Annotated in this window: 23 protein-coding genes; 8 read left to right on the forward strand and 15 right to left on the reverse strand. The window is 63.0% G+C overall.

Annotated elements, in window-relative coordinates:
* Positions 1–8: 8 nt before the first annotated feature.
* Both GCM43_RS23325 and gcvA read right to left on the reverse strand, forming a co-directional pair.
* Complete coding sequence (locus GCM43_RS23325; protein ID WP_152248293.1) at positions 9–344, reverse strand: hypothetical protein; 336 nt, start codon at positions 342–344, stop codon at positions 9–11.
* Positions 341–1282, reverse strand: a complete 942-nt coding sequence (gene gcvA / locus GCM43_RS23330) for a transcriptional regulator GcvA (RefSeq protein ID WP_152248294.1) — start codon at positions 1280–1282, stop codon at positions 341–343. The genes GCM43_RS23325 and gcvA overlap by 4 nt, the downstream gene beginning before the upstream one ends.
* 192 nt (positions 1283–1474) lie before the next feature.
* Here gcvA and GCM43_RS23335 point away from each other — a divergent pair, with 192 nt between their 5' ends.
* The 3 genes from GCM43_RS23335 (at position 1475) to GCM43_RS25915 (ending at position 3909) form a co-directional block, all read left to right on the forward strand.
* Positions 1475–2377 carry a DMT family transporter gene (locus GCM43_RS23335; protein ID WP_152248295.1) on the forward strand — a complete coding sequence of 301 codons (903 nt, stop codon included), beginning with the start codon at positions 1475–1477 and terminating at the stop codon, positions 2375–2377.
* 294 nt (positions 2378–2671) lie between these two features.
* Complete coding sequence (locus GCM43_RS23340) at positions 2672–3745, forward strand: hemin-degrading factor (protein WP_152248388.1); 1074 nt, start codon at positions 2672–2674, stop codon at positions 3743–3745.
* Positions 3733–3909: a hypothetical protein gene (locus GCM43_RS25915; protein ID WP_193315723.1), complete on the forward strand. Its 177-nt coding sequence runs from the start codon at positions 3733–3735 to the stop codon at positions 3907–3909. The genes GCM43_RS23340 and GCM43_RS25915 overlap by 13 nt, the downstream gene beginning before the upstream one ends.
* A gap of 5 nt (positions 3910–3914) precedes the next feature.
* On the opposite strand, the gene GCM43_RS23345 is transcribed toward GCM43_RS25915, so the two are convergent.
* Positions 3915–4613: a UPF0149 family protein gene (locus GCM43_RS23345; RefSeq protein ID WP_152248296.1), complete on the reverse strand. Its 699-nt coding sequence runs from the start codon at positions 4611–4613 to the stop codon at positions 3915–3917.
* Between the two features lie 104 nt (positions 4614–4717).
* Between GCM43_RS23345 and GCM43_RS23350 the strand changes: the two genes are divergently transcribed.
* Together GCM43_RS23350 and GCM43_RS23355 are read left to right on the forward strand one after the other, a co-directional pair.
* Positions 4718–5731, forward strand: a complete 1014-nt coding sequence (locus GCM43_RS23350) for a serine/threonine protein kinase (protein WP_152248297.1) — start codon at positions 4718–4720, stop codon at positions 5729–5731.
* Positions 5732–5860: 129 nt separating this feature from the next.
* Positions 5861–8272, forward strand: a complete 2412-nt coding sequence (locus GCM43_RS23355; protein WP_152248298.1) for a coiled-coil domain-containing protein — start codon at positions 5861–5863, stop codon at positions 8270–8272.
* 119 nt (positions 8273–8391) lie between these two features.
* Here GCM43_RS23355 and GCM43_RS23360 read toward each other — a convergent pair whose 3' ends face one another.
* From GCM43_RS23360 to GCM43_RS23405, 10 genes are all read right to left on the reverse strand, one after another.
* Positions 8392–8772, reverse strand: coding sequence for a hypothetical protein (locus GCM43_RS23360; RefSeq protein WP_152248299.1), 381 nt, complete (start codon positions 8770–8772; stop codon positions 8392–8394).
* A 23-nt stretch (positions 8773–8795) separates the two neighbouring features.
* On the reverse strand, positions 8796–10034 hold the full coding sequence (locus GCM43_RS23365) for a TerD family protein (RefSeq protein ID WP_152248300.1): 1239 nt from the start codon (positions 10032–10034) through the stop codon (positions 8796–8798).
* On the reverse strand, positions 10031–11002 hold the full coding sequence (locus GCM43_RS23370) for an HpcH/HpaI aldolase/citrate lyase family protein (protein WP_152248301.1): 972 nt from the start codon (positions 11000–11002) through the stop codon (positions 10031–10033). Before GCM43_RS23370 ends, GCM43_RS23365 begins: the two co-directional genes overlap by 4 nt.
* Positions 10995–12101, reverse strand: a complete 1107-nt coding sequence (locus GCM43_RS23375) for a cysteine protease StiP family protein (protein ID WP_152248302.1) — start codon at positions 12099–12101, stop codon at positions 10995–10997. Before GCM43_RS23375 ends, GCM43_RS23370 begins: the two co-directional genes overlap by 8 nt.
* Positions 12098–12850 (reverse strand): HAD family hydrolase, encoded by a 753-nt coding sequence (locus tag GCM43_RS23380; RefSeq protein ID WP_152248303.1) that lies wholly within the window; start codon positions 12848–12850, stop codon positions 12098–12100. Before GCM43_RS23380 ends, GCM43_RS23375 begins: the two co-directional genes overlap by 4 nt.
* Positions 12828–13982: a phosphoribosyltransferase domain-containing protein gene (locus GCM43_RS23385; RefSeq protein WP_152248304.1), complete on the reverse strand. Its 1155-nt coding sequence runs from the start codon at positions 13980–13982 to the stop codon at positions 12828–12830. Before GCM43_RS23385 ends, GCM43_RS23380 begins: the two co-directional genes overlap by 23 nt.
* Positions 13979–15016 (reverse strand): ATP-grasp domain-containing protein, encoded by a 1038-nt coding sequence (locus GCM43_RS23390; protein WP_152248305.1) that lies wholly within the window; start codon positions 15014–15016, stop codon positions 13979–13981. The genes GCM43_RS23385 and GCM43_RS23390 overlap by 4 nt, the downstream gene beginning before the upstream one ends.
* Positions 15017–15133: 117 nt before the next feature.
* Positions 15134–15847 carry a TIGR00266 family protein gene (locus GCM43_RS23395; protein ID WP_152248306.1) on the reverse strand — a complete coding sequence of 238 codons (714 nt, stop codon included), beginning with the start codon at positions 15845–15847 and terminating at the stop codon, positions 15134–15136.
* A 62-nt stretch (positions 15848–15909) separates the two neighbouring features.
* Positions 15910–16485, reverse strand: coding sequence for a TerD family protein (locus GCM43_RS23400; RefSeq protein ID WP_152248307.1), 576 nt, complete (start codon positions 16483–16485; stop codon positions 15910–15912).
* 89 nt (positions 16486–16574) lie between these two features.
* The gene (locus GCM43_RS23405) at positions 16575–17651 is read right to left on the reverse strand and encodes a DUF475 domain-containing protein (protein ID WP_152248308.1); all 1077 of its coding nucleotides are present in this window, start codon (positions 17649–17651) and stop codon (positions 16575–16577) included.
* A 206-nt stretch (positions 17652–17857) separates the two neighbouring features.
* Here GCM43_RS23405 and GCM43_RS23410 point away from each other — a divergent pair, with 206 nt between their 5' ends.
* From GCM43_RS23410 to GCM43_RS23420, 3 genes are all read left to right on the forward strand, one after another.
* Positions 17858–18286, forward strand: coding sequence for a divergent PAP2 family protein (locus GCM43_RS23410; RefSeq protein WP_152248309.1), 429 nt, complete (start codon positions 17858–17860; stop codon positions 18284–18286).
* Between the two features lie 444 nt (positions 18287–18730).
* Positions 18731–19909 (forward strand): efflux RND transporter periplasmic adaptor subunit, encoded by a 1179-nt coding sequence (locus GCM43_RS23415; protein WP_152248310.1) that lies wholly within the window; start codon positions 18731–18733, stop codon positions 19907–19909.
* 3 nt (positions 19910–19912) lie between these two features.
* The gene (locus tag GCM43_RS23420) at positions 19913–23122 is read left to right on the forward strand and encodes an efflux RND transporter permease subunit (protein ID WP_152248311.1); all 3210 of its coding nucleotides are present in this window, start codon (positions 19913–19915) and stop codon (positions 23120–23122) included.
* Between the two features lie 145 nt (positions 23123–23267).
* Here the strand turns inward: GCM43_RS23420 and GCM43_RS25920 are convergent, their stop codons facing one another.
* Complete coding sequence (locus GCM43_RS25920; RefSeq protein WP_193315724.1) at positions 23268–23549, reverse strand: hypothetical protein; 282 nt, start codon at positions 23547–23549, stop codon at positions 23268–23270.
* Positions 23550–23768: 219 nt separating this feature from the next.
* Complete coding sequence (locus GCM43_RS23430; RefSeq protein WP_152248312.1) at positions 23769–24689, reverse strand: SAM hydrolase/SAM-dependent halogenase family protein; 921 nt, start codon at positions 24687–24689, stop codon at positions 23769–23771.
* Between the last annotated feature and the right edge of the window lie 20 nt (positions 24690–24709).

A 24709-nucleotide genomic window follows, 5' to 3' on the forward strand; every position in this document is an offset into this window, starting at 1 on the left:
AAGGGCAATCAGGGCGCCTGCAAATCAATCCTGTGCCAGCACCCATCCTCGCCGCGCGCCTCCAGCACCCAAGCCGCCTCCTGGCGCAGCTCGGTAATCCACAGCGCATTGCCCGGCTCCCGGAAATACGCGGTGCAGCGCCCCTGCGGCGCCAGCTCGCACACGATCAGCCCTTCGCCCGCCACCGCGCACCAGCGCGCATTGGCATCGATCAGCGCCACTTGCGGGTCGCCATAAAATTCGCCTACGTGCAGTTGCCAGCCCGCGCTTGAATGCACGCTGGCGCTTTCATAGTCATGCGTGACGGTGATGCTGGCGCTGCGTGCCAGTTCGCGCGCGCTCATGGCGCCACCGCCGGCCACAGCGCTTCCTGGTCGGCGCGCGCTTCGGCGATCAGCCACTCGCAAAAGGCATGCACCATTGGCCGCGTCTCGGCCAGGGGCGAGCGCAGCAGGTAGTAGCAGTGCGGGCCGCGCAGGCGGTGTTCGAACAGGCGCACCAGGCGTCCGGCGCGCAGGTCGTCGCCGATCAGCGGGCTGGCGGCAATCGCCACGCCCTGGCCGCTGGCTGCTGCATCAAGGCACAGATAGGTGTGAGAAAAGCGCGCGCCGCTGTTGCCGCTGCTGCCGCTGTAATGCACGCCGCAGCTGTGCAGCCAGCGCGCCCAGTCGATCACGCCGGGCAGATGCACTTCCGGCTCGTCGTGCAGCAGCGGGTAGCGCAGCAGGTCCGAGGGCTGTCTGAGCATGGCGGCATTGTCGCGAAAGCCGGGGCTGCAGACGGCTGAAAACCATTCCTCCATCAGCAAGTCGACTTTCATGCCCGGATAGCGGCCGGGACCCAGGCGGATGGCCACGTCCACGCCGTCGCGCGCCAGGTCGACCGGGTGCATCGAGGCCAGCACCCGCAGTTCAAGCTGCGGATGGCGGTCGCGCAGCCGGCCCAGGCGCGGCATCAGCCAGCGCGACACCAGCGAACTGGTGGCCGTCACCGTCACCACCTTGTCGTCGCCCTGGCGGCGCGCCTGCTCCGATACGTCGGCCAGCTGATTCAGGATCGGGCCCAACGTGGCGGCATAGCGCTGGCCGGCACCCGTCAGCACCACCCCGCGCGGCAGGCGCTGGAACAGCGCCACGCCCAGCCATGACTCAAGCTGTTTGACGTGGTGGCCGATGGCGCCGGCCGACACGTGCAGTTCTTCGCCGGCGCGCTGGAAGCCTTCATGGCGCGCTGCCGCCTCAAAGGCGTGCAGGGCGGCAAGCGGGGGCAGATGTCGGGACATGAAAATCGAGCCTCAGTAATTTTTGGTCTATCCGTAAACAATATTGGTTTGTTTCATTTTGCGCAAGCGAATATCATGGCAAGCATGTGTTATTTGCACCCGCAAAATAATTGACGCATATCCAGCTTGTTCGAGCCGGCACGAATCAACCCGTTTGCCCGGCTTCCCCCGATTTATTTGAAGAGGTTAGTCATGTCTGATCGCCGCGCCGTTGCGCTGGTGTTGTTGTCGGCTGCCGGGTTTGGCAGCTCCGCCGTGTTTGCCAAGGCCGCCTATGCGTCCGGGCTCAATCCCTCGACCATGCTGGCGCTGCGCTTCCTGATTGCCGCCGCGCTGCTGTTGCCACTGGTGTGGCTGGGTGGCTGGCGCCTGCCGCGCGGGCGCCTGTTGGCCGGCTATATGCTGATGGGCTTGATGTACACGGCGCAGTCGCAGGGCTATTTCACGGCCCTGCTGTATGCCAGCAGCGGCTTGTGCGCCATGCTGCTGTACGCCTATCCGGTGCTGGTGACGGTGCTGGCCTTGCTGTTGGGCTGGGAAAGACTGGACCGACGCATGCTGGCGCTGATGGTGCTGGCGGTGGCCGGCATGGCCGTCACGCTGGGCGGCAAGCTGCAGGGCCAGCCGATCGGCATTGCGCTGGCGCTGATGGCCGCCGGCGTCTACGCCGTGTATATCCTGTTTGGCAACAGCTTGTCGAAAAGCGCAGAAAACATCCACCCGCTCGCCGCCTGTGTCGTGATACTTAGTACGGCCGGCGTGGCCAATACCGGCATGGCGCTCTGGCAGGGTATCGCCTTGCCCGCCACGGCGACCGGCTGGCTGGCCGTTTGCGCCATTGCGCTGTTTTCCACGGCGGTGGCGATTGCCGCGTTTTTTGCCGGCGTGGCGCAGATCGGCGCGTCCAAGGCATCGATCATTTCCACGTTCGAGCCGGTCGTGACGATGGCCTTTGGCGTGGGCATGCTCGGTGAAAAAGTCAGCAGCACCCAGCTGCTGGGCGGTGTGATGGTGCTGGCGGCGGTGATTTTGCTGGCGCAGCGCCCGGCGCCGAAGACGGCCGCGCTGCCTGCCGTGCAGGCCAGTGCAAGCTAGAGTAGCAGCAGAATCAGTAGAGGGATGCATCGAATTGATGAAAAATCGTCGTGTGTATCTCCGCAAGTGCGACAGAGGTATATACAATTGAACCTGCTTGATCAGTGTGATGGTCAGGTCTCCTTGGGCGCCGCAGCAGTTTGCGGCGCATTTTTTTTGTGCTGAGCTAACGCAAATGCAGCATAAAAAAATCTTTTTGTGCGAATGATTCTCATTTATACTAAGTTTCATTCTTCCCCGCCAGCCAGCGTTTGCCAGCCAGTGCATGCCTTCCAAGGAGACACCGTGCTGACCATGTCCACTGCATTCGATCCTGCCGTCCTGCCAGTTCCCGGCCACACCTTCCTGACCAGCCAGCGTCATACGTCCGACGAGCCAGGCTTGTCCGAAGGCGCGCTGCTTGCCGCCCATGCCGGTTTGCTGCTGCGCGACGGCGCCGACCTGGCCGCGGTGCGCCTGCGCGACCAGTGGCCGGCCCTGATGGCCGGCGTTGCGGCCTTGGGCGAGGTGGTGGCGCAAACCTGCAACGCCGCCTGCGTGCATGAAAAGACCGGTGTCTATCATGGTGCAAGCCACAGCGGCCAGGTTGGCTTGGTGCTCGGTGGCGAAATCGACCTGCGCGTGTTCTACCGCCACTGGGCGCATGGCTATGCGGTATGTGAGATGGGGGCGTCAAGCGTGCAGCGCAGCCTGCAGTTTTTCGACGCCGCCGGCCACGCTGTGCACAAGATCATGCTGACGCCGCGCAGCGATCTTGCCGCCTACGATGCGCTGGTGGCGCAGCATGCCGCCAGCGACCAGCAGCCTGGCATGTGCGTGCAGGCGCCGCCGTCGCCGCAGCTAGAGCAGCCTGATGCGCAGGTCGATGTGGCCGGCTTGCGCGCGGGCTGGGCCAGCCTGCACGACACCCATGATTTCTTTCTGCTGCTGAAAAAATATGCAGTCTCGCGCCTGCAGGCGCTGCGCCTGGCCGAGCCGCGTTTTGTACAGCAGCTCGATGTTGCGTGCGTACTTGATCTGCTGCGCGACGCCGCGCAGGAGCAGGTGGCCATCACGGCGCTGGTGGGCAATGCCGGCATGCTCCAGCTGCATACGGGGCAGATACACAAGGTGCTGGCAACGGGGCCGTGGATCACGATCGCCGATGCGCGTTTCAGGCTGCAGCTGTGCGAAGACGATATCGCCAGCGCCTGGGTGGTGCGCAAGCCCACCGTCGATGGCCTGGTCACCTCAGTGGAAGTGTACGATCACAAGGGAGACGCCATCGTGATGCTGTCGGGAGCACGCAAGCCCGGCGCGCAGGAGCTGTGCGCGTGGCGCCATATCGTCGACAAGGCTGCCTGGGAGGATCAGTTATGCGCCGCATGATTGCCGCCAGCGTGGCGCGGCGCATTGCGCTGAAAAAGAATGCAGCTGGCAGCCTGGTGGCGCCGCTGCAGGGGCATGAATCTGGCCCAGGCAAGCCGGCAGCGCTTACCAGTGCCGTTGCCGGCGCAGCGGTAGCGCTGGCCGGCGTGCGAGGGCCAAAGTAAGACGATCAGGCTGGGGTGCCTTCGGCGCCGCAGCATTTCTTGAACTTCTTGCCGCTGCCGCAAGGGCAGTCGTCGTTGCGGCCCACTTTCGGCTCTTCGCGCTTGAGCGTTTGTACCGGGGCCTTGCGGCGCGGTACCCAGAAACGGTGGATGGCCGGCAGGTTCGCTTCCAGTTCCTGCGCCAGCTTGTGCGCCTTGACCGGGTCTTCCACCAGTTGCAGTTCTTCTTCCTCGATCTCGTCGGCGCCCAGCAGGTAGATCGGGCGCATCAGGTCGGCCACTTCCGAGTCCCAGATCTCGTTCCACGAGCCTTCGCGCAGCTCCATGCCGTCCCAGAAGCCCCAGCACCACGATTCGGCGTCGATCAGGGTCTGGCCGGCGTGTTCATGCTCGACAAACAGCGGCTCGAACTCCTTGGGCGCGACCTCGAACGTCACCAGCACCTCGTTCATGAAACGCATGATCAGGTTGATGATGCGCTCTTCTTCCTTGCCATTCTTGAATTTCGGCGCATCCTTGGCTTCTTCGCCCCATACGCGCGGCAGCCATTCGGCCGGCATGATCGGCTCGGGACCGATGGCCACGGCCGTCAGATAGCCGTGCAGCATATCCATGGTCATGGCGTCTTCGGAGCACCGGTCCGATAACAGGAACTGGTCTAGTTCGTCGAATTCTTTTTCTGATAATGGCTGTTCGAGTTGCATGGCTTGCTCTTTGTGGAGAAATATAAGGCAACAGTATACGCCTTGCGCTGGCGCGGTGCGCAAGTGTTTATGCAGCCTGTTGCGCCGCCCCGTACAATATCGCCATGCACAATGAAAACCCGCCGCACCAGGACGACCGGCCCGTCCATCCCTATGCCGAACTCGGCCCCGACTGCGTGCTTGACGCGCTGGCCAGCGTCGGCTTGCATGGCGATGGCCGCCTGCTGGCGCTCAACAGCTATGAAAACCGCGTCTATCAGGTCGGCATCGAAGACAGTGCGCCGCTGGTGGCCAAGTTCTATCGTCCCGGGCGCTGGAGCGATGCTGCCATCCTGGAAGAGCATGCGTTCGTGTCCGAACTGGTTGAGCGTGAAATCCAGGTGGTGCCGGCGCTGGCGATTGGCGGCAGCACGCTGCATGAGTTCAACGGTTTTCGTTTTGCCGTGTTTGCGCGCCATGGCGGCCGTGCGCCCGAGCTTGACGATCCGGCCACGCTGGAATGGATAGGGCGCTTTATCGGCCGCATCCACGCCGTCGGCGCACTGGGCGCCTACCGTGAGCGCCCGGCGCTCGATCATCACACGTTTGGCGTCGAACCGAGCGAATTCATCCTGGCCGGCGACTTCGTGCCGGCCGAGCTGCGCGCCGCCTACGCCAGCGTGGTGGCGCAGGCGCTTGACGGCGTGCGGCGCTGCTACGAGCGCGCCGGCGATGTGAGCATCCTGCGCACGCACGGTGACTGCCACGGCGGCAATGTGCTGTGGACCGACGCCGGCCCGCATTTTGTCGACTTTGACGACAGCCGCATGGGGCCGGCCATCCAGGATCTGTGGATGATGCTGTCGGGCGAGCGGCACGAAATGGTGCGCCAGATGAGCGATATCCTGGCCGGCTACGAAGACTTCTGCGATTTTGAGCCGCGCCAGCTGTACCTGGTCGAAGCATTGCGCACGCTGCGCCTGATCCATTACTCGGCCTGGCTGGCGCGCCGCTGGGACGACCCGGCCTTTCCCGTCGCTTTCCCCTGGTTTAACACCCAGCGCTACTGGCAGGACCGGGTGCTGGAGCTGCGCGAACAGATCGCGCTGATGGATGAAGCGCCTTTGTGGCCGGTCTGAAGCGCTTGAAAACGAGAAAAGGGCGGTAAACCGCCTTCTTCTTGAACCGCTGAAAAGCCCATGGCGGCCCGATAATGGTGGTATATAACGCTGGAACGTTCCGGCGTTGACACCATCACGCGAGTCATCATGCAAGCACAAAACCAGCGCCAGGCCGCCTCCCTCTCCGCATACGCCGACGAGGATGAATTCGGGCAGGACAGCATCGTCTCGCTGCATGATTTCAATGAACTCGACGTTGCCGCCCCCGCAGCGGTACCAGACATGGCGCCAGTGCCGCCGCCGGTTGCCCAGCTTGATGCCGAGCCGGCTGAAGCGGCGGCCGAATCCACCTCCAACTCCGAACCCGTGGCTGATCGCCAGAAAATGGAATTGAAAGCCATCCACGAAGCCATCGCGCGCGTGGAAGCCGAGGCCAAGGCCACCTGCGCGGCCGAAAGCCGCGCGCTGGCCGAAGCGCGCGTGCGCTCGCTGGCCGAAGACCGCGCCGCCATCGATGCCGCTGCCGCAGCAGCAGCGCAGCAAAGCGCGCAGGCGGCAGAAGAGGCGATCGCTGCCAACCGCGACCGCCTGGAAACCATGCGCGCCGCTGCGCAGGCCAGCGTGGCCCGCCTGGAAGCGGTCAAGCTGGAAACGGCCGAATTGCGCGCCCGCGTCGAAGCCGACAATGAAATCCGCCTCGCTGCCGAACAGCGCGTCCGCGCCGAACAGGAAAGCCGCCTGCGCGCCAGCGAACAGGTGGCCGTGCAGTCGGAACTGGCCGAACAGGTCGCGCGCGCTGCCGAAGAGCTGCAGGTGCAGACCGAACAGGCGCGTCTGCAGGCGGTCGAACGCGTCGCTGCCGTACAGGCAGCCAAGGAAGAAATGGTCGGCATCGCTTCGGCCGATGCGCGCATGGCGGTGCTGGCGCGCGAGCGCGAGCGCCAGGCTCACGGTGCACGCCAGACCGCGCAGATGCTGGCCGAAGCCGAAAGCGAGGCGCTGGAACTGACGGTGCAGCGCGAGCGCGCCGACCAGATCGCGCTGGAATCGGCCTTCAACCGCGCCGCCGCCGAAGTGCGCGCGCTGGAAGAAGCGCGCGCGCTGGCGCACCTGGAACAGGAGCGCGAAGCCATTGCGCTGGCGCAGGCCGAGTCCGAGCGCCATGCGGCGCAGTCGCTGCATCTGCGCCTGCAGACCGAAAAAGAACTGCGCGACGCCGCCGTGCACCGCGAGCGCCTGGAAATGGTCGCTGCCGCCAGCGCCCAGGCGCGCCGCGACGCCGACGTGCGCATCCTGGCCGCCACCGAAGCGCGCATCGAGGTCGATCGCCAGCTGCGCGCGGTGGCGCTGGCGCGTATCGCCGCCGAACAGGATGCTGAAATCGCCGGCCACGCCCGCCTGGAAGCGGAAGCGGCCACGCTGAAAGAAACCCGGGCGCGCGAAGCGGCCGAACAGAACGCGGCGGCCGCCGCCGCTCAGGCGCTGGAAGAGGAACAGCGCGCCGCCAGCCTGGCCGAGCAGCGCGCCGGGCAGGCCCGCGCCGCAGCCGAATTGTCGGCGCGCCAGAATACCGCGGAACAGGCGCTGCTTGAAGCCGGCGCCGCGCAACTGGCTGTGCAGGAGCAGGTCGCCTTGCTGGCCGAAGAAAAAGCCACAGAAGCGGCGCGTTTGCAGCAACAGGAAAAAGCGCGCATCAATGCTGAACAGCACGCCATCGCTGCCCTGAAGGACAAGCTGGCTGCCGAAGCGCTGGCCCTCGCCGCGACCGAACAGCGCATCGTGGCCGAGCAGGTACAAACCGAAGCGCTGCGCGAGCAGCAGGCAGCCCAGCTGGCGCTGAAGGACGCGGCAGAAAAAGAAGCGCACGCGGTTGCCATCCTGACCGAGCAGGCGCTGGTCGAAGGCCAGCAAAAAGCCGCCGCCGCGCAGGCCGTGCAGGCGCAGGCGCGCCTGGCAGTCGAACTGGGTCTGGTGCACAGCGAGCGCGCCCGCGTGGAAGCTGAAAAAGCCCAGGCCGCCGAACAACTGCTGGCCACCGAGCGCGCCTTTGTCGACACAGAACGCGAGTCGCTGGCCCTGATTGCTGAAAAACTGGTGCAGCAGCGCCAGACCACGGCTGTTGAAGAACGCGCTTCCAAAGCGATTGCCGGGCGTCTGCAAGCCGAACGCCAGGCCACTGAAGCGGCCGAAGCGCGCGCCAGCATGGAGCAGCAAGCGCAGGACGCCATGCGTGAACGCGCAGAGACCGAACTGGCGGCGCAGCAGGCAGCGAGCGACAAATTGGCCGCCCAGCAAGCGCTGCTGGCCAGCGCCCAGGCGCACGCCGCCGTCCAGCGCAAAGCTGCCGAAGCCACGCGCGCCATGGCAGTAGCCAAGCAGCAGCTGCTGGAACTGGATATGCGCCGCGCCGCCCAGCAGGAACGTGAACTGACCGCGCTGCGCGCCAGCCTGAAGGAAAAGCAGGGGGAATTGTCCGATTCGCTGGCAGCAGTACGCGCCAAGGCAGAAGCGGCCAGCTCAGCGCATCTGACGCGCGAAGTGATCGAGCGGTTTATGTAAAGAATGGCCGGGCGCGGGTGGAATTAACGGGGCGTAGGTCGGATTAGCGGGGCTACGCCCCGCGTAATCCGACAACATGGTTGGCGCCTGAGGTATTGTCGGATTACGGCCCGAAGGGCCTAATCCGACCTACTCAACACAATCTTGTCCGCGTAATACTCGGTCTCGCCAAAGCAATCGGTCGGCACGCCCTTGTGCTGGCTGTAGGTGACGACGATATGCTTGCCGGCAGCGGCCTGCAGCTGGCGGGCGACGGCTTCGTCGCGTACGCTGAACTGGAATTTTTCAGGGATGGTGCCGGGCAGGGCGGTCAGCAGCAGCTCACCCTCCCAGGTTTTGCAGACCCAGCCGCGCTTGGAAAATTTCTGCAGGTGGCCGGCGCGTTCGCCTTCCGAGTAGGAAAAGCTGAGCGCCATCCAGGTATAGGCGGCCACGAACAGACCCCCTGCCAGCAGGAAGATAATCAAGGCGATGCTGACTTTTTTGGTGGTAGGGGTCATGGTCTGCGTAGTTTTCAGTGGGATCAGTCCTTGCGGCCTGCCTTCCAGTTCAGGCCGAAATTGTAGCGTTCGTCCATTGCCTGGTGCGCCGTGATTTTACCTTGGCCGCCGAAGTATTCCACCAATTTTGTCACCTGCAGATTGCCGCCCTGGTTTTCCAGCATGGCGATCGCACACATGGCGTGCTGGCTGTCGCTGTCGAGGCGCACTTCAACCGTCGGCTGGCCGGGAATTTCGATGGTCACCACGCCGTCGGTGGCGGCCCAGTTGGGCACACCCTCGTAGATAAACGCGTACACCAGCACGCGCTTGATCTGGTCAAAGTGGGCGCCGTTGATAAAGATGTTTTCGCCGCTGCTGACGCTGCCGGTGCGGTCGTCGCCTTCGAGGTGGATATACGGCGGGCGGTCAAACGCGCCCCAGCTGTTGCCCAGTGCCTGCACCGCGCTCTTGGCGCCATTGCTCATCTCGAACAGGCAGCCGATATCGAGGTCGATGCCGCCTTGCCGGCCGGCCGGCTTGGCAAACAGCTTGCCGAGAAAGCCGGTATCGAGTTTCGACGCCGGCGCCTGGCCTTGCGAGGCGTTCTGGTTCCAGTTCAGGTTGACGCGGATACGACCGTAGCCGCCGCTGTCGCGCTTGTCGAGCGAGACCTTGTCGCCGCGTTTTTCCAGCCGGATCTTGGACAGTGAAATCTTGTTCGCTGGCGGTGTAGCCGATGGTGCCGGAGGTGCAGAGGGAGCAGGCGCGGACTGCGACGCTTCGCTGCCGCCGAAGTGCTTGAGCAGCGCGCCCAGGCCGCCGGCAAAGCCCTGGCCGACGGCGCCAAAGCGCCAGCTGCCGTCGCGGCGGTACAGTTCACCGATAATCACCGCTTTTTCATCTTGGAAGTCGTTGCCGGCAAAGGCAAACGTGGCCGCGTGGCCCAGTTGCAGGCTTGAGGCACCGAGCGCGCGCATGCTGCCCTGTTCGGTGGCGGCGGTAAATACCAGCTTGTCGATGGAGGCCGGCAGGCGTGCCAGATCGACCTGGAACACCGAGCGCTGGCCATTGAGTTCGACCGTGATGGCGTTGTCGGGCGCACTTTTCTGGTTGTAGAACACCATGTAGCGGTCGTCCGACAGCTTGCCGTTGGCGTCGACGCCGAAACAGCTGACGTCCACTTCCATCGAGCCTGAAACGATATCGAGCGTGACGGCAAACGGCCCGTTCAGTCCCAGGTCGGCCAGTTTGCCTTTTTGTCCGCGTGTGAAATTGCTCATGGTCGTGCTGTCCCTTCGTCGCTGGTGAGTTGATGCTGATGGATGGCGGCCGTACCGTCATCAAGCTGGCCGATGCCGAACAGGCGCGCCTGCTCGATCATGCGCTGGGCCCAGCTGGCGTGCGTGGCCACCTCGCACATCGATTCCTGCATGCGGAACACGGCCGGGCTGTCGGGGTCGATAATACGCAGCGCCAGTTCGATGTCGGACTGCGCCACCTGATAGTGGCGCTCGATCTGCGGCACCTGATCCGGGTGGATGGCGGTCTTGGCGGTCAAGCCGTGCGCCATGTCCTGCGCCACTTCGGCGTCGAGCCAGGCGCGCTGCGACAGGTGCTCGAACACCGGCGCCGACAACTCGAAGCCATGCGGCTTGAAAATCGTCACCAGCCGGCCGATCACCTGGCCCAGCGGGGTCTGGTAGATGGTGCCGGTGGTGGGGCGGCGCAGGCCCAGCAGCGCCAGCAGGTCGTTGCCGCCGATGCGCAGCGCCAGAATGCGTGGGCGCACTTCGGGCGCGCACAGCTGCAGGCGGAACTGCTTCATTTCATCGTCGTCGAACACTTCGGCCGTTTCCAGCGTGGGCATCAGCAGGTGCGCGGTATGGCGTACCTGTTCGAAGTAATCGGCAAAGTTATGGCGGGTCGACTTGGGCAGCACGAAGCCCGACAATTTCTCGACGCCGGGCATGGCCAGCACGCGTTCGAGCACTTCGGTATTGCGCACGCGCACAAAGCGCAGCGTATCGGACGCATCGCGCATGTTTTGCAGCGCCAGCGACAGGTTGAACAGCGCGTAGCTCAGATCGCGCTCGGCAATCGCATCTTCGGTGCAGAAGATCACCGAGCGCAGATGCGCAAGCTTGTCGCCATTGGCAATGGCCAGCAGATCCTTGTGCGTGGTCGGCACATACATCGATGCGCCCAGCGCGGCCTTGTGTTCACTTTGTGGGTGTATGCAGTTATCCATCGAGTGCGCTCCTGATCAGGGCCACTGCCTGGTAAGGCAGGGCCGGTTCCATGGTGACGGGTATGGCTTTTTCATGTGCCAGAAGCAGCAAATGTGCCACGTCCGGCGCATTCGTGTCGCGCACGATCAGGCGTTCCGGCACACGGCGCAGCAGCACGCGCGTGGCCTCGCCGATGCCCGGCTTGATCAGGTTGATGTCGCTGATGCCGTACTGCTTTTGCGCGCTGTCCATATACGCCTGCGAGCGCGCCGCCATGGCCGGCGCATCGGTGGCGACCGCCGCCGGCAGTCCCTCGTTGGCGGCCAGCGCGATGGCGTCGGCCACCAGCGCGTCGGCAAAGGCGCGCGACTGGTCGTGCGCTTCGAACTGCGCGTAGTACACGCAGCCATGGAACTGATCGGGGCCGATCGATTCGTTGAGCACCGAGCGGCTGACCAGGCCCGAGACGGTGGCGTTGAGGATGCTCGACGCAATCAGGTAGTCGTCGCACGAGGCGGCGCAGGCGGCGGTACCGGCCAGGTCGGACAGCACGAACAGGCCGCTGTCGATGGTTACCTTGTGTTCGCGGTTGAACTGTTCGACCGTGTGGCGCAGTTCACGCGAAATCACGCCCTTGCCGGTCCAGCCGTCGACAAACACGATCGACTCTGCGCTTGCGCCTTGCGCCAGGATATGGCGCAGCGCCACCTGGTCGATGCCGCGGTCGCGGATGATCGAGACCGAATAATGGCGGCATTCGCGCTGAAAGACCTCGCGCAGCAGATGCACCAGGATCACGCCGACCGGCGTGCCGGCGCGCGCCAGCGACACCAGCGTAACGGGTCCGTTGCGGCGCGCCGCAATCAGCGCGGCCAGGCGCAGGCAGTCGCGCGCCATCTGCGTGCGGTTCGCTTCAAAGGCGCTCTGGAACAGCGCCAGATAGGCCGGCGAAGGCAAGGATTCCGGCGACAGCATCTCGCTGTAATGGCGCTGGCCGGACTGGATCAGGCGCTCCTTTTCGGCCAGGTCGCGGATCGGCTCCAAGGCCATCGGTGTCAGCAAAAACTCGACATCGCCCTGCGCATAGCTGCCGCTGAAGTGCGGTGCAGCGGCGTTCATAAGGCCGCCACCGTCAGCGCGGCCAGCTGGGTGCCATTGGGTACGATGGCGTAGTCGCAGGCGGCCATAAAGCGCGCATCGGACTTGCTGTCGCCCATGCCGAAGGTCAGGATCGGGCCATGCTCAGCTTCCAGTTCGGCGCGCAGATAGGCCACCGCGCGCGCCTTGTTGAGCGTCTTCGGCAGCACCGCCAGGTTGTTGCCGTTGCGGTGGATGAAGTAGTCCGAGCCTTCGCCGGCGATCCAGTCGGCCAGCACCTGCTGCTCGATATCGGCCAGGCGCTCGCCCTTCGCTTCATGGTCTTTCACCACCACGTAGAACGGCGTGTTGTAGTCTTCGATCAGGCGTGCGCGCGACGGCAGGCCGGCTTTCTGCTGGAAGTCGTCGATCACGCGCATCGCTTCGCCCAGGCCCGGCAGGGCCAGATGCATATCGTCCTGCATCAACGCCAGCCAGCCGGCGTCGAGCGCGCCGCCCGGCTGCAGCACGATGCCGCCGTAATCGAGCACGCTGTAGCTGGTAAAGGGCAGGTCGACGCGGCGAAACGCATCGCCATTTCTGGCCGTGGCCGGGATCAGGGTCATGCCGCTTTGCGCGAATTCAAAGAAGGCGCGCTGGCGGGCGGTGGTGAAGGAACAGGCCTCGCCATTTTTCAGGTAGGCCGCTGGTTGCAGATCGGTCTCGCCGACGCATTTTTTGGGCGTCTGGAACAGGGTATCGTCCAGGTCAACAAACAGGAATTTCTTCAATTTTGGTCTCGGACTGGAAGTGGAACAGGCGGCCGTGCAACTGGCCGGCAAGCTGCAGGAGCGCCGGGCTGGCCGGCGTCTCGTGGCAGATAAAAACGTGGTCGTACTGACCGGGCGCAACGTTGTACAGGTAATTGGCGATGCCTTCGCCGTAGTTGTCGTCGCAGGCGACGATATGGCTGACAGAACCCCATGACAGTATCGGCGAGCGCGTGGTCGACTGCACTACCACGTTCTTGCCCAGCGCTTCGAGTTCGCGCCCCAGCAAAAACGACGGGTGCATGAATTCGCCGGTGCCCAGCACCAGCACCGTGTCGCCTTCAACGATGTCACGCGCCAGCTGCTGCGCCAGCGCCTGCGGCGGCGCCAGTGCGCGGTTCACGCCGATGCGGCCAAACGCATCGCTGGCGCCGCGTTCGGCGTTCGCTTCGAAGCGCTGCGCACTGGGCGCCGGCGTCGTCGGGGCGCTGCCCGCTGCAAAGCCATACTGGCCGGACAAGGCTGCGCCGATGGTGGTAGGCAGGCCGAAGCGCTCGCTCAAGCCGGCATTGGCGGCCTGGCCCATGAAATTGGTGATCACGCCCAGATGCAGTTGTTCGAGCTGCGGATAGCGCGCGCGGCAGACCGCGATCAGGTTGGCAAAGGTGTTGCCGGTCGACGCTTCATCGTCGATCAGCACCAGGCTGCGCGCGCTGGAAAAAATCGCGCTCGCTTCCTGCGACAGATGCAGGAACTGGCGCGGCGCATGGCTGTGCGACTCTTCAAATTCAAAGAACGGCAGCTCGCCCACGCGGTAGCGCGAGCTGTGCAGGAACAGCCCTTGCGCCTGTGGATGGGTGCGCAGCCAGGCTTCGAAAACGCCCTGGCCCAGGCCGATGGCCGTTTCGGCCATGGCGATAAAAACCACCGGGCCGGGCAGGGACGGAATCTGTGCGGCCAGGTCGGCGTGGATCGCTTCCATCGCGCGCGGCGTGGCCGGCCAGTGCTTGCCCAGCACCTTGGACAAAAACAGGAAACCGCGCTTGGCGTTGGCGCGCGCGGCGTAGCCGATCAGCGCGTCGAGTGCAAAGCGTGCCTCGTCGATCTGCAGCGTCAGTTCGCCCGTGGGCATCTGCTGCCTGACGATGCTCATGGCAGCTCCACGGCCAGCGCCGTTTCGGCCACGCGCATGCCTTCGCGGATGAGCGGCACCACCAGCTTGTCGTAGCCCTGGTCGAAGCCGGCCAGCGCCAGGTAGGGCAGGTTGGGACCGGCCGCGCAGGCCATGCCGATGCCGCCCGACATGCGCGGATTGATCTCCAGCAGCGCCAGGCCCTTGGCGCCTTCGCGGAACTGGATATTGAACACGCCATTGAGTGCGTAGTCGCGTGCCAGTTTTTCGCAGGCGGCCAGCAACTCGGCACGCAGCTCGATCAGCTGGCCGCTGCCGGCCGTGTGCAGCTTCTTGCGCGGCACGGCGCATACCAGCCGGCCATGGTCGGCCACGCAGTCGGCGCTGTACTCGTGGCCGTCCAGGTATTCCATCAGCAGCAGCGTGCGAAACGTCTGGAGCTTTGCCAGTCCATCTCGCAGTTCCTGCGCATTGATCTGGTAGGCCGCGCCGGCCAGCAGCAAATCGGTGCTCGAGCGCTCTTCATCGAGCACGGCAAAGCCCAGGCCATACACCGATTCGGACGGCTTGATGCACAGCTTGCGGTGCAGCGGGCGCAGTTCGGCAAAGGCGGCGTCGTATTGTTCAATGGTGGTGACGGCGCGGTAGTCGGCCGGCGGCGCCATCGGCAGATCGAGGCCGGCGCAAAAGCGCGCCTTGTCATGCATCAGCGCCAGCACGTCCGGGCTGGCCACGCTGAGCACGCGCGTGCCGATGGCGGCAAAGCGCGCGCATTCGCTGCCGATCAGGCCCGCTTCCTTGCCTGGCCAGAAAATCGTCACGCCGTGTTCCTGGCAAAACGCCAGGCACCACTCGATATAGTCTTCGCCCGTCAGTCCTGCCGGTTCGACTGCCGATTCATGCGCCGACAGGAACGCTGCCGCATGGGCATTGGTATTGGTACAGATGATGTGATAGCGCGGCTTGCCACCGGTGGCCGCTTCATCGGCTTCGCGGATCAGGCGCATTGCCGTGCCGACCGAGGAAAATGTTTTGTTGAACCAGACTCTATGCATGAACGGGTAACCGGTAGGAGGGGTGAATCAGGTCGCGCGCACTGATGGTTGATCGGTTGATCGCGTGTGCGCGCGCAGTCTAGCCGGTCAGCCTTAAGCTGGCCTTACGTCGTGCGGTCAGCCGGCCTTGCCGGAGGTCCATTTCAGGAAGGCGTCGCGGTTGCGCGAGCAGATAAAGACCTTGCCCGAACCGGAAAAGCGCAGCACGATGCCTTCGCCGCTGGTCACGCTGTTGACCATATTGCCGAGGAAGCCGCCGATGCCGCCGCCGCCAGCACCGCCGCCGGTGGTGACCGAGATTTCATATTTCAGGCTGTTGTCCCAGCAGACCACGTGCGAATTGTCGATCACCACATCCTTGCCCGGTTCGACATCGAGCTGGAACATGGAGCCGAAGCCGGATACCACCACCTGGCCCGAGCCCGACGTTTCCATCACGAAGAAGCCGCCCGACTGGGCAAACAGCGCGTTGCCGATGCTTTGCGTGCGCACCTTCATTTCGGTGCCCGAGGTGGCAGCGACAAACGCGCCGTCATTGAGCAGGTACTGGCGCGCACCGACATCGACCACTTCGATCGCGCCGGGCAGGGTCGGCGAGAGCAGGCAGTCGCCGCTTCCGCGCACCGCTTCGATATGCTGCTGGAAGAACGATTCGCCGTTGGCAAAGCGGCGCATGATGGCGCTGCCCAGGCCGCCCGTCATCTTGCCCTTCAAATCGAGCGCCGTCTCCATCATCACCATTGCATCGGACTCGCAATAGATGGTTTCACCCTGTTTCATGCTCACATGCAGAAAAGGATCGACGTCGCCGGTTACACTGAATACTGGCATGATAAATCTCCAAAAAAAAGCCGCCTGACGAAGCCAGGCGGCTGTGTTCAGCTCACGTTAGATTATGCGTTCACGCCGAACGAGCGTGCCAGTGGCCCCAGGCCGCCGTTGAAACCTTGGCCGATGGCCTTGAATTTCCATTCGCCGTTGTAGCGGTAAACTTCACCAAAGATCATCGCCGTTTCGGTCGAGCTGTCTTCGGACAGGTCGTAGCGGGCGATTTCGCGTTCGCCTTCGGCGTTCAGGCAGCGGATAAACGCTTTCGAGACCATGCCGAAGTTCTGGCGGCGCGCGTCGGCATCATGGATGGTGACGGTAATGCTGATGCGCTCGATATCGGTCGGCACGCGCGACAGGTCGATCTCGATGCGTTCATCGTCGCCTTCGCCTTCGCCGGTCTGGTTGTCGCCCGTGTGGACGATCGAACCATCGGTCGATTTCAGGTTGTTGTAGAAGATGAAGTCGGAGTCGCCACGCACTTTGCCGTCTGCTTTCAACAGGAAGGCGCTGCCGTCCAGGTCGAAGGTGGCGCCATCGGTCGAGCGTGGGTCCCAGCCCAGGCCGATAATGATCTTCTTCAGGTTCGGTGCTTCCTTGCTCAGGTTGACGTTACCGCCCTTTTGCAGACTGATTGCCATGTGTCGCTCCTTATAGATAAATGTATGCCGGAAGGATCAAGCGCCAGGGCTTGACCCTTGAACTGCATATGGTGACGAAATCGCCAGTTTCAAGCCTCGGCTGCGTGCCGCTTGCGATAACGCAGCGACGACCACAGCGAGACCAGAATGAAGGCCACGCCGGACAGGCCGGTGAACCACTCGGGAATATGGTACTTGACGGAGGCAAGCATGATCAAGGCCAGGATGCCGATGGCATAGTGGGCGCCGTGTTCCAGGTAGACGAATTCGTCCAGCGTGCCCTTGTGCACCAGGAACACCGTCATCGAGCGCACGAACATGGCGCCGATGGCCAGGCCGAGCATGATGATGACGACGTCATTGGTAATGGCAAAGGCGCCGATCACGCCGTCAAAGCTGAACGAAGCGTCCAGCACTTCGAGGTACAAAAAGCCGCCGATGCTGCCGCGCGCCACGTTCTTGACCAGTTCGCCGTTGCCGTTTTTGACGGCTGGCGCATCGCTGTCTTCGTCCGCGTCCGGTTCGCCTTCTTCAAGCAGGCCGCTGAGCCAGTTCACGCCCAGGTAGACGGCAATGCCGACGATACCCGAGGCCAACACGCTGTACTTTTCATCGACCGGACCCATCGCCACGCAACCGGCCACGGCGCCCATGGTGATCAGCACAGCCAGGCTTTCCGTGCCCAGCGCATTGACCTTTTCTTCGGCCCAGCCCAGCCAGTGCAGTTCCTTTTCGTCGTCAAACAGGAAATTGAGGAACACCAGCAGCAGGAAGGCGCCACCAAAGGCTGCGACCTGCGCATGGTTGTCGGTCAAGTGCTTGGCATACACCTCTGGCGTGGTGGTGGCCATGGTCCACACATCGACCAGACCCAAGCCTGTGGCGACCGAGACGATAACCAGCGGGAACAGCAGGCGCATGCCGAATACGGCCACCAGGATACCGACGGTGAGGAACAGCTTTTGCCAGAACTCGTTCCAGTGGCGCAGCACCGAAGCGTTGACCACCGCGTTGTCGAACGACAGCGATACTTCCATAATGCCCAGCACGCCGGTAATCCACAGCGCTTGCAGCAGGCCGCTCATGCCGCCGTGGGTGTAGCCCCACCAACCGGAAACGGCCATCAGGACAAACGTCACTAAAAAAGAAATTCTGAAATGCCGCATGGCTACCCCGTTATATTATTAGGTGTTATAGATTAATTAATTGATGATTTTCATCAATTGTTGTATTCACCATGGATTCTAGCGTATCGCCGGTCGGGGTGGCGTTTTATACGCAGCCACGTGCGCATGCTGCGGCAGTGTCGCCGCCAGCGGCGATCTGCGATAATGCGCGCCTGTTTGCAATCACTTATAACAAAGGAAAATCCGTGGATATCGCCTACCTCGTCACGCCCCTGATCACCTGGATCCTGGTCGGGCCGATCAAATTTTTGATCAACAGCGCGCGCACGCGCCAGTGGGCGTTCGGCCTGGTCGGCAACGGCGGCTTTCCCAGCAACCATAGCGCGGTTGTCTCCAGCATGGCCACCCTGATCGCGCTGCGTGAAGGCATCGGCCACCCGGCCTTTGGCGTGGCCGTCACGCTGGCTTTTATCGTTATTATCGACGCTAACAGCCTGCGCCAGCATGTCGGCAAGCAGGCCGCTGCGATCAACCGCGTGGCAAAAGAGACCGCCAGCCCGGCCCATACCTGGCTGCGCGAGCGCATGGGGCATACTTTGGTTGAGATTGCCGGTGGCCTGTGTACGGGCGTGGCGATCGGATTTTTGATTAATGCCGTGTTTGGTCGGGGTTGATCCTGCTGCCGCCAAATTCCTCATGCTCCAACAATGTTGTCGGATTACGCCGCTGCGCGGCTAATCCGACCTACCAGACTGCGCCTTGCCCTCGACATTTTTCAGCCCCGCTTGGCCCGGTGTTCCCTTGCTGGCGACTGGAGGCGTATCAACCTTACTGGTGTGCTTGTGAAGTCGGGGCGCTAACTTAGACGCATTAGCGGCTGATGCCATATTTCTTCTGAAACGCAAAACCCCGCTTCGGCGGGGTTTTGCGTTTCAGGGCGTAAAAACTACGTTTCACCCCTTGATTCATGCATTACAGCGGCCGCTGATTGACATCGCCAGAGACGCTCAGAGATACTCTGCCGATTGTGGTTTTAATAAAAATAATGCCCGTGTGCCGACGCCAGCTTACCAAGTTGTCGCCCCGACATGCAGTTCAAATCATTCCGGAGAGTACCCATGTTGCGCAAAACCCTGTTAGTTGTGGCGATCGCTGCCGCCTTGACCGCTTGTGGCAAGGAGTCCAAGGACCCCGGCAAGGGCAAGGCAGCCGCCACCACGGCCAACCTGCTGATTTCTCCTGAAGATGTGCTGACCATTGCCAGCGATGCGCTCGCCTCCGGCCCCGTCATTACCGGTTCGATCCAACCCGAGCGCAATGCCGACCTGCGCGCTGAAGTATCGGCCGTGGTGCTTCAGGTGTTGAAAGAAAACGGTGAAGCCGTCAAGCGCGGCGACGTGCTGGTGCGTCTCGATGAGACGGCGATCCGCGACAGCCTCAATTCGGCCGAAGAGGCCAGCCGCGCCGCCAGCCAGGTACTGGAGCAGTCCGAGCGTATGTACCAGCGCATGAAAACCCTGCGCGCCTCGGGCATGACCTCGACCCAGGCACTGGAAGACACGGAAATTCGTCGCAACAACGCGCAAAGCGATCTGTCGGCCGCCAAGAGCCGCGCCGCGCAGGCGCGCCAGCAACTGCAGCGCACGCTGGTGCGCGCGCCGTTCGACGGCATCGTCAGCGAACGCAAGGTATCGAATGGCGATACGGCCCAGATCGGCAAGGAGCTGATCCGCGTGATCGATCCGGCCAGCATGCGTTTCGAAGGCCTGGTGTCGGCCGACAAGATCGGCATCGTCAAAGTGGGCCAGCCGGTGCGTTTCCGCATCAATGGCTATCCGGGCCAGGACTTTATGGGCAAGGTGCGCCGCGTTGATCCGGCCGCCAACACCGTCACGCGCCAGGTGGCCGTGCTGGTCGATTTTGCTGACCAGCACCAGCCGCGCGTGGCTGGCCTGTATGCGGAAGGGCGCATCGAGGCTGACAGCGTCAATGTGGTGATGGTGCCCGATTCGGCGCTGGTGAAAGCCGGCGACCTCACCTATACCTGGAAGCTCAAGGACAATACCTTGCAGAAAACCACCGTCAAGATCGGCACGCGCGATACCCGTACCGGCCAGTGGGAAGTACGTAGCGGCCTGGCCAGCGGCGACAAGGTGCTGCGTACGCCAGGTGCCACTTTCAAGGATGGCCAGAAAGTCGAGCTGGCCAAGGCCGCCGCTCCGGCTGCCGTCCCTGCCGCTGCCGTGGCTGCAGCAGCGCCTGCCGCCGCCGGTAATGGCAACGGTAAAGGAAACTAAGCCATGTTCCTTTCCGATTTCAGTATCAAGCGGCCCACCGCCACCATCGTGCTGATCCTGGCGATGATGTGCGTGGGCCTGCTGGCGCTCAAAAAACTGCGCGTCAACCAGAACCCGGACGTCGAAGTGCCGTTTATCGTCGTCAGCATTCCTTACCCTGGCGCCTCGCCCGATACGGTCGAGCGCGAAGTGGTCAACCGTCTGGAAAAGTCGCTCGAGAGCATTACGGGCGTCACCGAAATCAACAGCACCTCCAGCGAAGGTTCGGCCAGCATCTTTCTGCAGTTTTCGTTCAAGACCAATCTGATCGAAGCGTCCGACAATATCCGCAACGCCATCGCTGCCGTGCGCTACAAGCTGCCGACGGAAATGCGCGAGCCGATCCTGCAGCGCATCGATCCGGCGGCCGAGCCGATCATGCAGCTGGCGCTGTCGTCCAGCACGCAGACCCATGCTGAAATCTCGCGCCTGGCCGAAGACGTGCTGGCCGACCGCTTCCGCGCCGTCGACGGCGTGGCGCTGGTCAATGTGGGCGGTTCGCTCAAGCGCGAACTGTCGGTATTGCTGCGGGCGGAAAAGCTGCGTGAATACAATGTGTCCGTCAGCGATGTCGTGACCGCCTTGCGCAACCAGAACACCAATGCGCCGGTGGGCAAGGTGCGTGGCGAAATGGACGAGAAGAGCATCCGCCTGGTCGGCCGCATCGAGTCGCCAGCCGACTTTGAAGCCGTAGTGGTCAAGCGCCGCGGCGAGGAAATCGTGCGCCTGGCCCAGGTGGCCACCATCGAGGATGGTTTTGCCGAAGTCAATTCCCTGAGCGTGCGCAGTGGCAAGCCCAACGTCGGCATGTCGATTACCCGCGTGCGTGACGCCAGCACCGTCAGCGTGGCCAACAAGATACGCGACATGGTGGCCGAGATCAGCAAGACGCTGCCCAAGGGCACCACCTTGCAGGTGACGCGCGATGGCGGCGAAAACGCCCAGCACAGCCTGAACAATGTGATCGAGTCGCTGGTGCTTGGTGCGGTGCTGACCATTTTCGTCGTCTACGCCTTCCTCAACTCCTGGCGCTCGACCCTGATTACCGCACTGAGCCTGCCCACTTCGGTGATTGCCGCCTTTATCGCGGTCTGGCTGTGCGGCTTCACGCTCAACTTCATGACCCTGCTGGGCCTGTCGCTGGCCATCGGCGTGCTGATCGATGACGCCATCGTGGTGCGTGAAAATATCGTGCGTCACATGCAGATGGGCAAGGACCGCCGCACGGCCGCGCTGGAAGGCACGGCCGAGATCGGCCTGGCCGTGGCCGCCACCACCTTCTCGATTATTGCCGTGTTTATTCCGGTGGCCTTTATGCCCGGCATTTCGGGCGAATGGTTCCGTCCGTTCGCGCTGACCGTGACCTGCTCGGTGCTGGTCAGTCTCGGTATTTCGTTTACGCTCGATCCGCTGCTGTCGGCGTACTGGGGCGACCCGGCCGACCATCATACGGCGCAGAAAAAAGGCCTGGGCGCCTTGCTTGACCGCTTCAATCACTGGTTCGACCATCAGGCCGACCGCTACGGCAATGTGATTGCCTGGGCTTTGCATCACCGCCGTTCGATGGCCATTCTCGCGGTGGCCAGCCTGGTCGGTGCGATTGCGCTGCATGTCAAGCACGGCGGCACCAGTTTCCTGCCGGCTTCGGACTCGGGCAACCTGATGATTACCGTACGCACGCCGTCGTCGAGCAGCCTCGAGTATTCGCGATTGAAACTGGAAGCGGCGGCCGTGCTGGCGCGCACCTTGCCTGAAACCAAGGACACCAACAGCTCGGTCAATACCGGTGGCGGCCGCATCTACGTCGATATCGGCAAACGCAATACCCGCAAGCGTTCGGCCAAGGAAGTGGCAACCGAACTGCGCAACAAGGTATCGCGCCTGGTGGGCGCAGAATATGTGGTGATGGACGATCTCAGCAACGGCGCGCAAAAGCCGATCCAGGTGGAATTTACCGGTCCCGATTCGCGTAAACTGATGGAGATCACCAACGCCTATATGGACAAGCTGCGCCAGGTGCCCGGTGCGGTCGATGTCGGTTTGTCCGAGCAGGACCCGAAAAACGAGCTGCAGATCGAACTCAATCGCGGCCTGGCCAATTCGATGGGCATTTCCGTCAACGATGCGGCGCAGTCGCTGCGCGTGGCTTTTGCCGGCGTGGAAGTAGGCGACTGGGTCGACCCGACCGGCGAGACGCGCGACGTGGCTGTGCGCCTGCACCCCGAAGACCGGGTGGCGTCCGACAATATCGAGCGCCTGCCGATCAGCGTGACCGGTACCTCGCAGATGGTACCGCTGGACCAGATCGCCAGTATTACCATGGGCAAGGGACCATCGAGCATCGAGCACAAGAACGGCAAGCGCACCATTACCGTGTCGGCCAATGCGCAGGGCCGTTCCAACGGCGAAGTGACGTCCGACGCCATGGCGCTGGCCAAGTCGATCGACTTCCCGCCCGGCTACGGCCTGGCGCTTGGCGGCGCCGGCCAGGACCAGCAGGAGCTGTTTACCGAGATGGTGATTGCGCTGGTGATGGGTATCGGTCTGATGTATCTGATCCTGGTGATGCAGTTCAACTCCTTTACGGCGCCGCTGGCGGTCATGATGTCGTTGCCGCTGAGCCTGATCGGCGTGGTGGTGGCGCTGGTGATTACCTACAATACCCTCAACCTGATGAGCTTTATCGGCATCATCATGCTGATGGGCCTGGTCGCCAAGAACGCCATCCTGCTGCTCGATGCTGCCCGCAAGCGTGAAGAAGAGGGCTATGGCCGCGAGGAGTCGCTGATGTATGCAGGCCGCATGCGTCTGCGCCCGATTCTGATGACCACCTTCGCGCTGATTGCCGGCATGTTCCCGGTCGCGCTGGGACTGGGCGAAGGCGGCGAGTTCTACCGTCCGCTGGCGATCGCCATTATCGGCGGCACCATTACCTCGACCATCCTGACGCTGCTGGTGGTGCCGACCTTCTACGACAGCATCGAGATCGCCCGCGACGGCGCCGTGGCCAAATTCAAATGGCGCGCTGGCCGCATGCATGTGGCGTTTGCCCTGCTGCTGACCGGTATCGAGTGCCTGCTGACGCTGCTGCTGATCCGTTTTATCTACCGCATGCTGAAACTGGCCGTGCTGTTTTTGATGGGACGGCACAAGCCGGTCAGCCTGCACAAGTAAGTCGGATTAGGCCCCCGAAGGGGGCCGTAATCCGACAACATTGTTGGCCGCGACCGCGCCCAGAACCATGATCGTGGCCATGACCGTAATCCAACAACATTGTTGACGTAAAAGGTGTTGTCGGATTACGCCTGGCTTTGCCAGGCTAATCCGACCTACGTGGTGTGCCGGTTCCTGGCGGGGGAGTGGTCGTACCGTCTGGACTGGTGGTGTCGGGCGGCGTGGCTGGCGTGGTGCCATCGGTACCGGTGCCTGGCGCCGTGCCAGGTGCAGGCGTCATGCCCGGCGTGGTCGCCGGTGTGGTGGAGGTCGCCGGCGTATCTGGCGTGCCGGCATTGTCGGTGCGCTTGTTGCAGGCGCCCAGCAGCGCGCATAGCGCGGTGGCGCCAAGCAGCAGCTTGGTAGTGGTCAGGAGTGGGGCTGGCATGGTGCTTCCTCTCTGGTCTATGAGCAAATCGAACTGTCAAGCAGGCACAGCCAACAAGGCTGGCATCGCGTGTAGAGGTTAGAACGCGTGCATGCAGGGAAGTTCAATGCGTGAGGAAATAAGCGGGAAAAGCGTGGCTGGCTTTGCGATTGCGCAAGCAGTTGTGCTGAAGAGGGGAACCAAAAGCCAGGGCGGGGGTCGCCCTGGCCAATCACCACCTTACTTCGACTTGACCTTACTCACTTCCACCTGCCAGTCCACACCCGACTCGATATGGTGCTTGGCAGCAAAGTCGCCCTGGCTGATGGCCACGGCCACGTCGAGCAGGCTGTTCAGGTAGACCAGCGGCTTGCCTTTAGCCACGCCGCCAAACGTGTGCTCGAACGGCGCCGTCACCTTGGCCACTTGCTTGCCCTTGTGCAGGAAGCGCACTTCCAGCAGGTCGTGTGGCTGCACGTTCAGTTCCGTCAGCAGGGCTTTTGGAATATTGGTCCAGACGTTGCCGTACTTGACGTCGAGTACCGGGATAATCCCGCGCAAGGTATTGCCGTCGCGTACCGCGTGCTGGTAGGCGATCCTGACCACCGAGTCGCTGGCCAGCACCGGTCCCACTTGTTCATAGGTAATCGCACCGGAAGCCAGACGCGCGCCCACATACGCATACACATCGCGGCCATGGAAGGTGTAGGACTCGTTCGAGCCGGCCAGGCGGTTGACGTTCTCGTCGATTTCACGCAGTTCGGCCACGCCATCGCGCTCGGCAATCAGCGTAAACAAGCCATTGTCCGGGCCGACAAAATAGCGGCCATTTTTGGTTTTCAGCACCACCGACTTGCGCGTGGTGCCCACGCCCGGATCGATGACCGACACAAATACCGTGCCTTGCGGCCAGTAGTTTGCGGTCTGGTACAGACGGTAGGCGCCCAGCCAGATATCGTAATCGGGAATCTGGTGCGTCAGGTCCGAGATGGTCAGTTTCGGATCGACGCCGTAGGCCACGCCATGCATGGCCGAGACAGCGCCGTCGGCGGTGCCGAAGTCGGTCATCAGCACCAGCGGCGTGGCAGCGGTGGCGGGTGCGAGCACGGCAGCGGCCAGGCAGGCGCCGGCGACGAATTGGGAGAGGCGTTTGACGATCATGGTAATCCTTGTATTTAATC

The organism is Janthinobacterium aquaticum (assembly GCF_009208565.1).
GTDB lineage: Bacteria > Pseudomonadota > Gammaproteobacteria > Burkholderiales > Burkholderiaceae_D > Janthinobacterium.

What these genes read in the sequence shown, in the direction of transcription:
- GCM43_RS23400 (WP_152248307.1), bottom strand. Translation starts at nt 16,485, where the DNA reads ATGGCAATCAGTCTGCAAAAGGGCGGTAACGTCAACCTGAGCAAGGAA.
- GCM43_RS23345 (WP_152248296.1), bottom strand. Translation starts at nt 4,613, where the DNA reads ATGCAACTCGAACAGCCATTATCAGAAAAAGAATTCGACGAACTAGAC.
- GCM43_RS23415 (WP_152248310.1), top strand. Translation starts at nt 18,731, where the DNA reads ATGTTGCGCAAAACCCTGTTAGTTGTGGCGATCGCTGCCGCCTTGACC.
- GCM43_RS23375 (WP_152248302.1), bottom strand. Translation starts at nt 12,101, where the DNA reads ATGAACGCCGCTGCACCGCACTTCAGCGGCAGCTATGCGCAGGGCGAT.
- GCM43_RS23395 (WP_152248306.1), bottom strand. Translation starts at nt 15,847, where the DNA reads ATGCCAGTATTCAGTGTAACCGGCGACGTCGATCCTTTTCTGCATGTG.
- GCM43_RS25915 (WP_193315723.1), top strand. Translation starts at nt 3,733, where the DNA reads ATGCGCCGCATGATTGCCGCCAGCGTGGCGCGGCGCATTGCGCTGAAA.
- GCM43_RS25920 (WP_193315724.1), bottom strand. Translation starts at nt 23,549, where the DNA reads ATGCCAGCCCCACTCCTGACCACTACCAAGCTGCTGCTTGGCGCCACC.
- GCM43_RS23430 (WP_152248312.1), bottom strand. Translation starts at nt 24,689, where the DNA reads ATGATCGTCAAACGCCTCTCCCAATTCGTCGCCGGCGCCTGCCTGGCC.
- GCM43_RS23350 (WP_152248297.1), top strand. Translation starts at nt 4,718, where the DNA reads ATGCACAATGAAAACCCGCCGCACCAGGACGACCGGCCCGTCCATCCC.
- GCM43_RS23355 (WP_152248298.1), top strand. Translation starts at nt 5,861, where the DNA reads ATGCAAGCACAAAACCAGCGCCAGGCCGCCTCCCTCTCCGCATACGCC.
- GCM43_RS23370 (WP_152248301.1), bottom strand. Translation starts at nt 11,002, where the DNA reads ATGGATAACTGCATACACCCACAAAGTGAACACAAGGCCGCGCTGGGC.
- GCM43_RS23390 (WP_152248305.1), bottom strand. Translation starts at nt 15,016, where the DNA reads ATGCATAGAGTCTGGTTCAACAAAACATTTTCCTCGGTCGGCACGGCA.
- GCM43_RS23340 (WP_152248388.1), top strand. Translation starts at nt 2,672, where the DNA reads ATGTCCACTGCATTCGATCCTGCCGTCCTGCCAGTTCCCGGCCACACC.
- GCM43_RS23360 (WP_152248299.1), bottom strand. Translation starts at nt 8,772, where the DNA reads ATGACCCCTACCACCAAAAAAGTCAGCATCGCCTTGATTATCTTCCTG.
- GCM43_RS23325 (WP_152248293.1), bottom strand. Translation starts at nt 344, where the DNA reads ATGAGCGCGCGCGAACTGGCACGCAGCGCCAGCATCACCGTCACGCAT.
- GCM43_RS23365 (WP_152248300.1), bottom strand. Translation starts at nt 10,034, where the DNA reads ATGAGCAATTTCACACGCGGACAAAAAGGCAAACTGGCCGACCTGGGA.
- GCM43_RS23335 (WP_152248295.1), top strand. Translation starts at nt 1,475, where the DNA reads ATGTCTGATCGCCGCGCCGTTGCGCTGGTGTTGTTGTCGGCTGCCGGG.
- GCM43_RS23385 (WP_152248304.1), bottom strand. Translation starts at nt 13,982, where the DNA reads ATGAGCATCGTCAGGCAGCAGATGCCCACGGGCGAACTGACGCTGCAG.
- gcvA (WP_152248294.1), bottom strand. Translation starts at nt 1,282, where the DNA reads ATGTCCCGACATCTGCCCCCGCTTGCCGCCCTGCACGCCTTTGAGGCG.
- GCM43_RS23420 (WP_152248311.1), top strand. Translation starts at nt 19,913, where the DNA reads ATGTTCCTTTCCGATTTCAGTATCAAGCGGCCCACCGCCACCATCGTG.
- GCM43_RS23405 (WP_152248308.1), bottom strand. Translation starts at nt 17,651, where the DNA reads ATGCGGCATTTCAGAATTTCTTTTTTAGTGACGTTTGTCCTGATGGCC.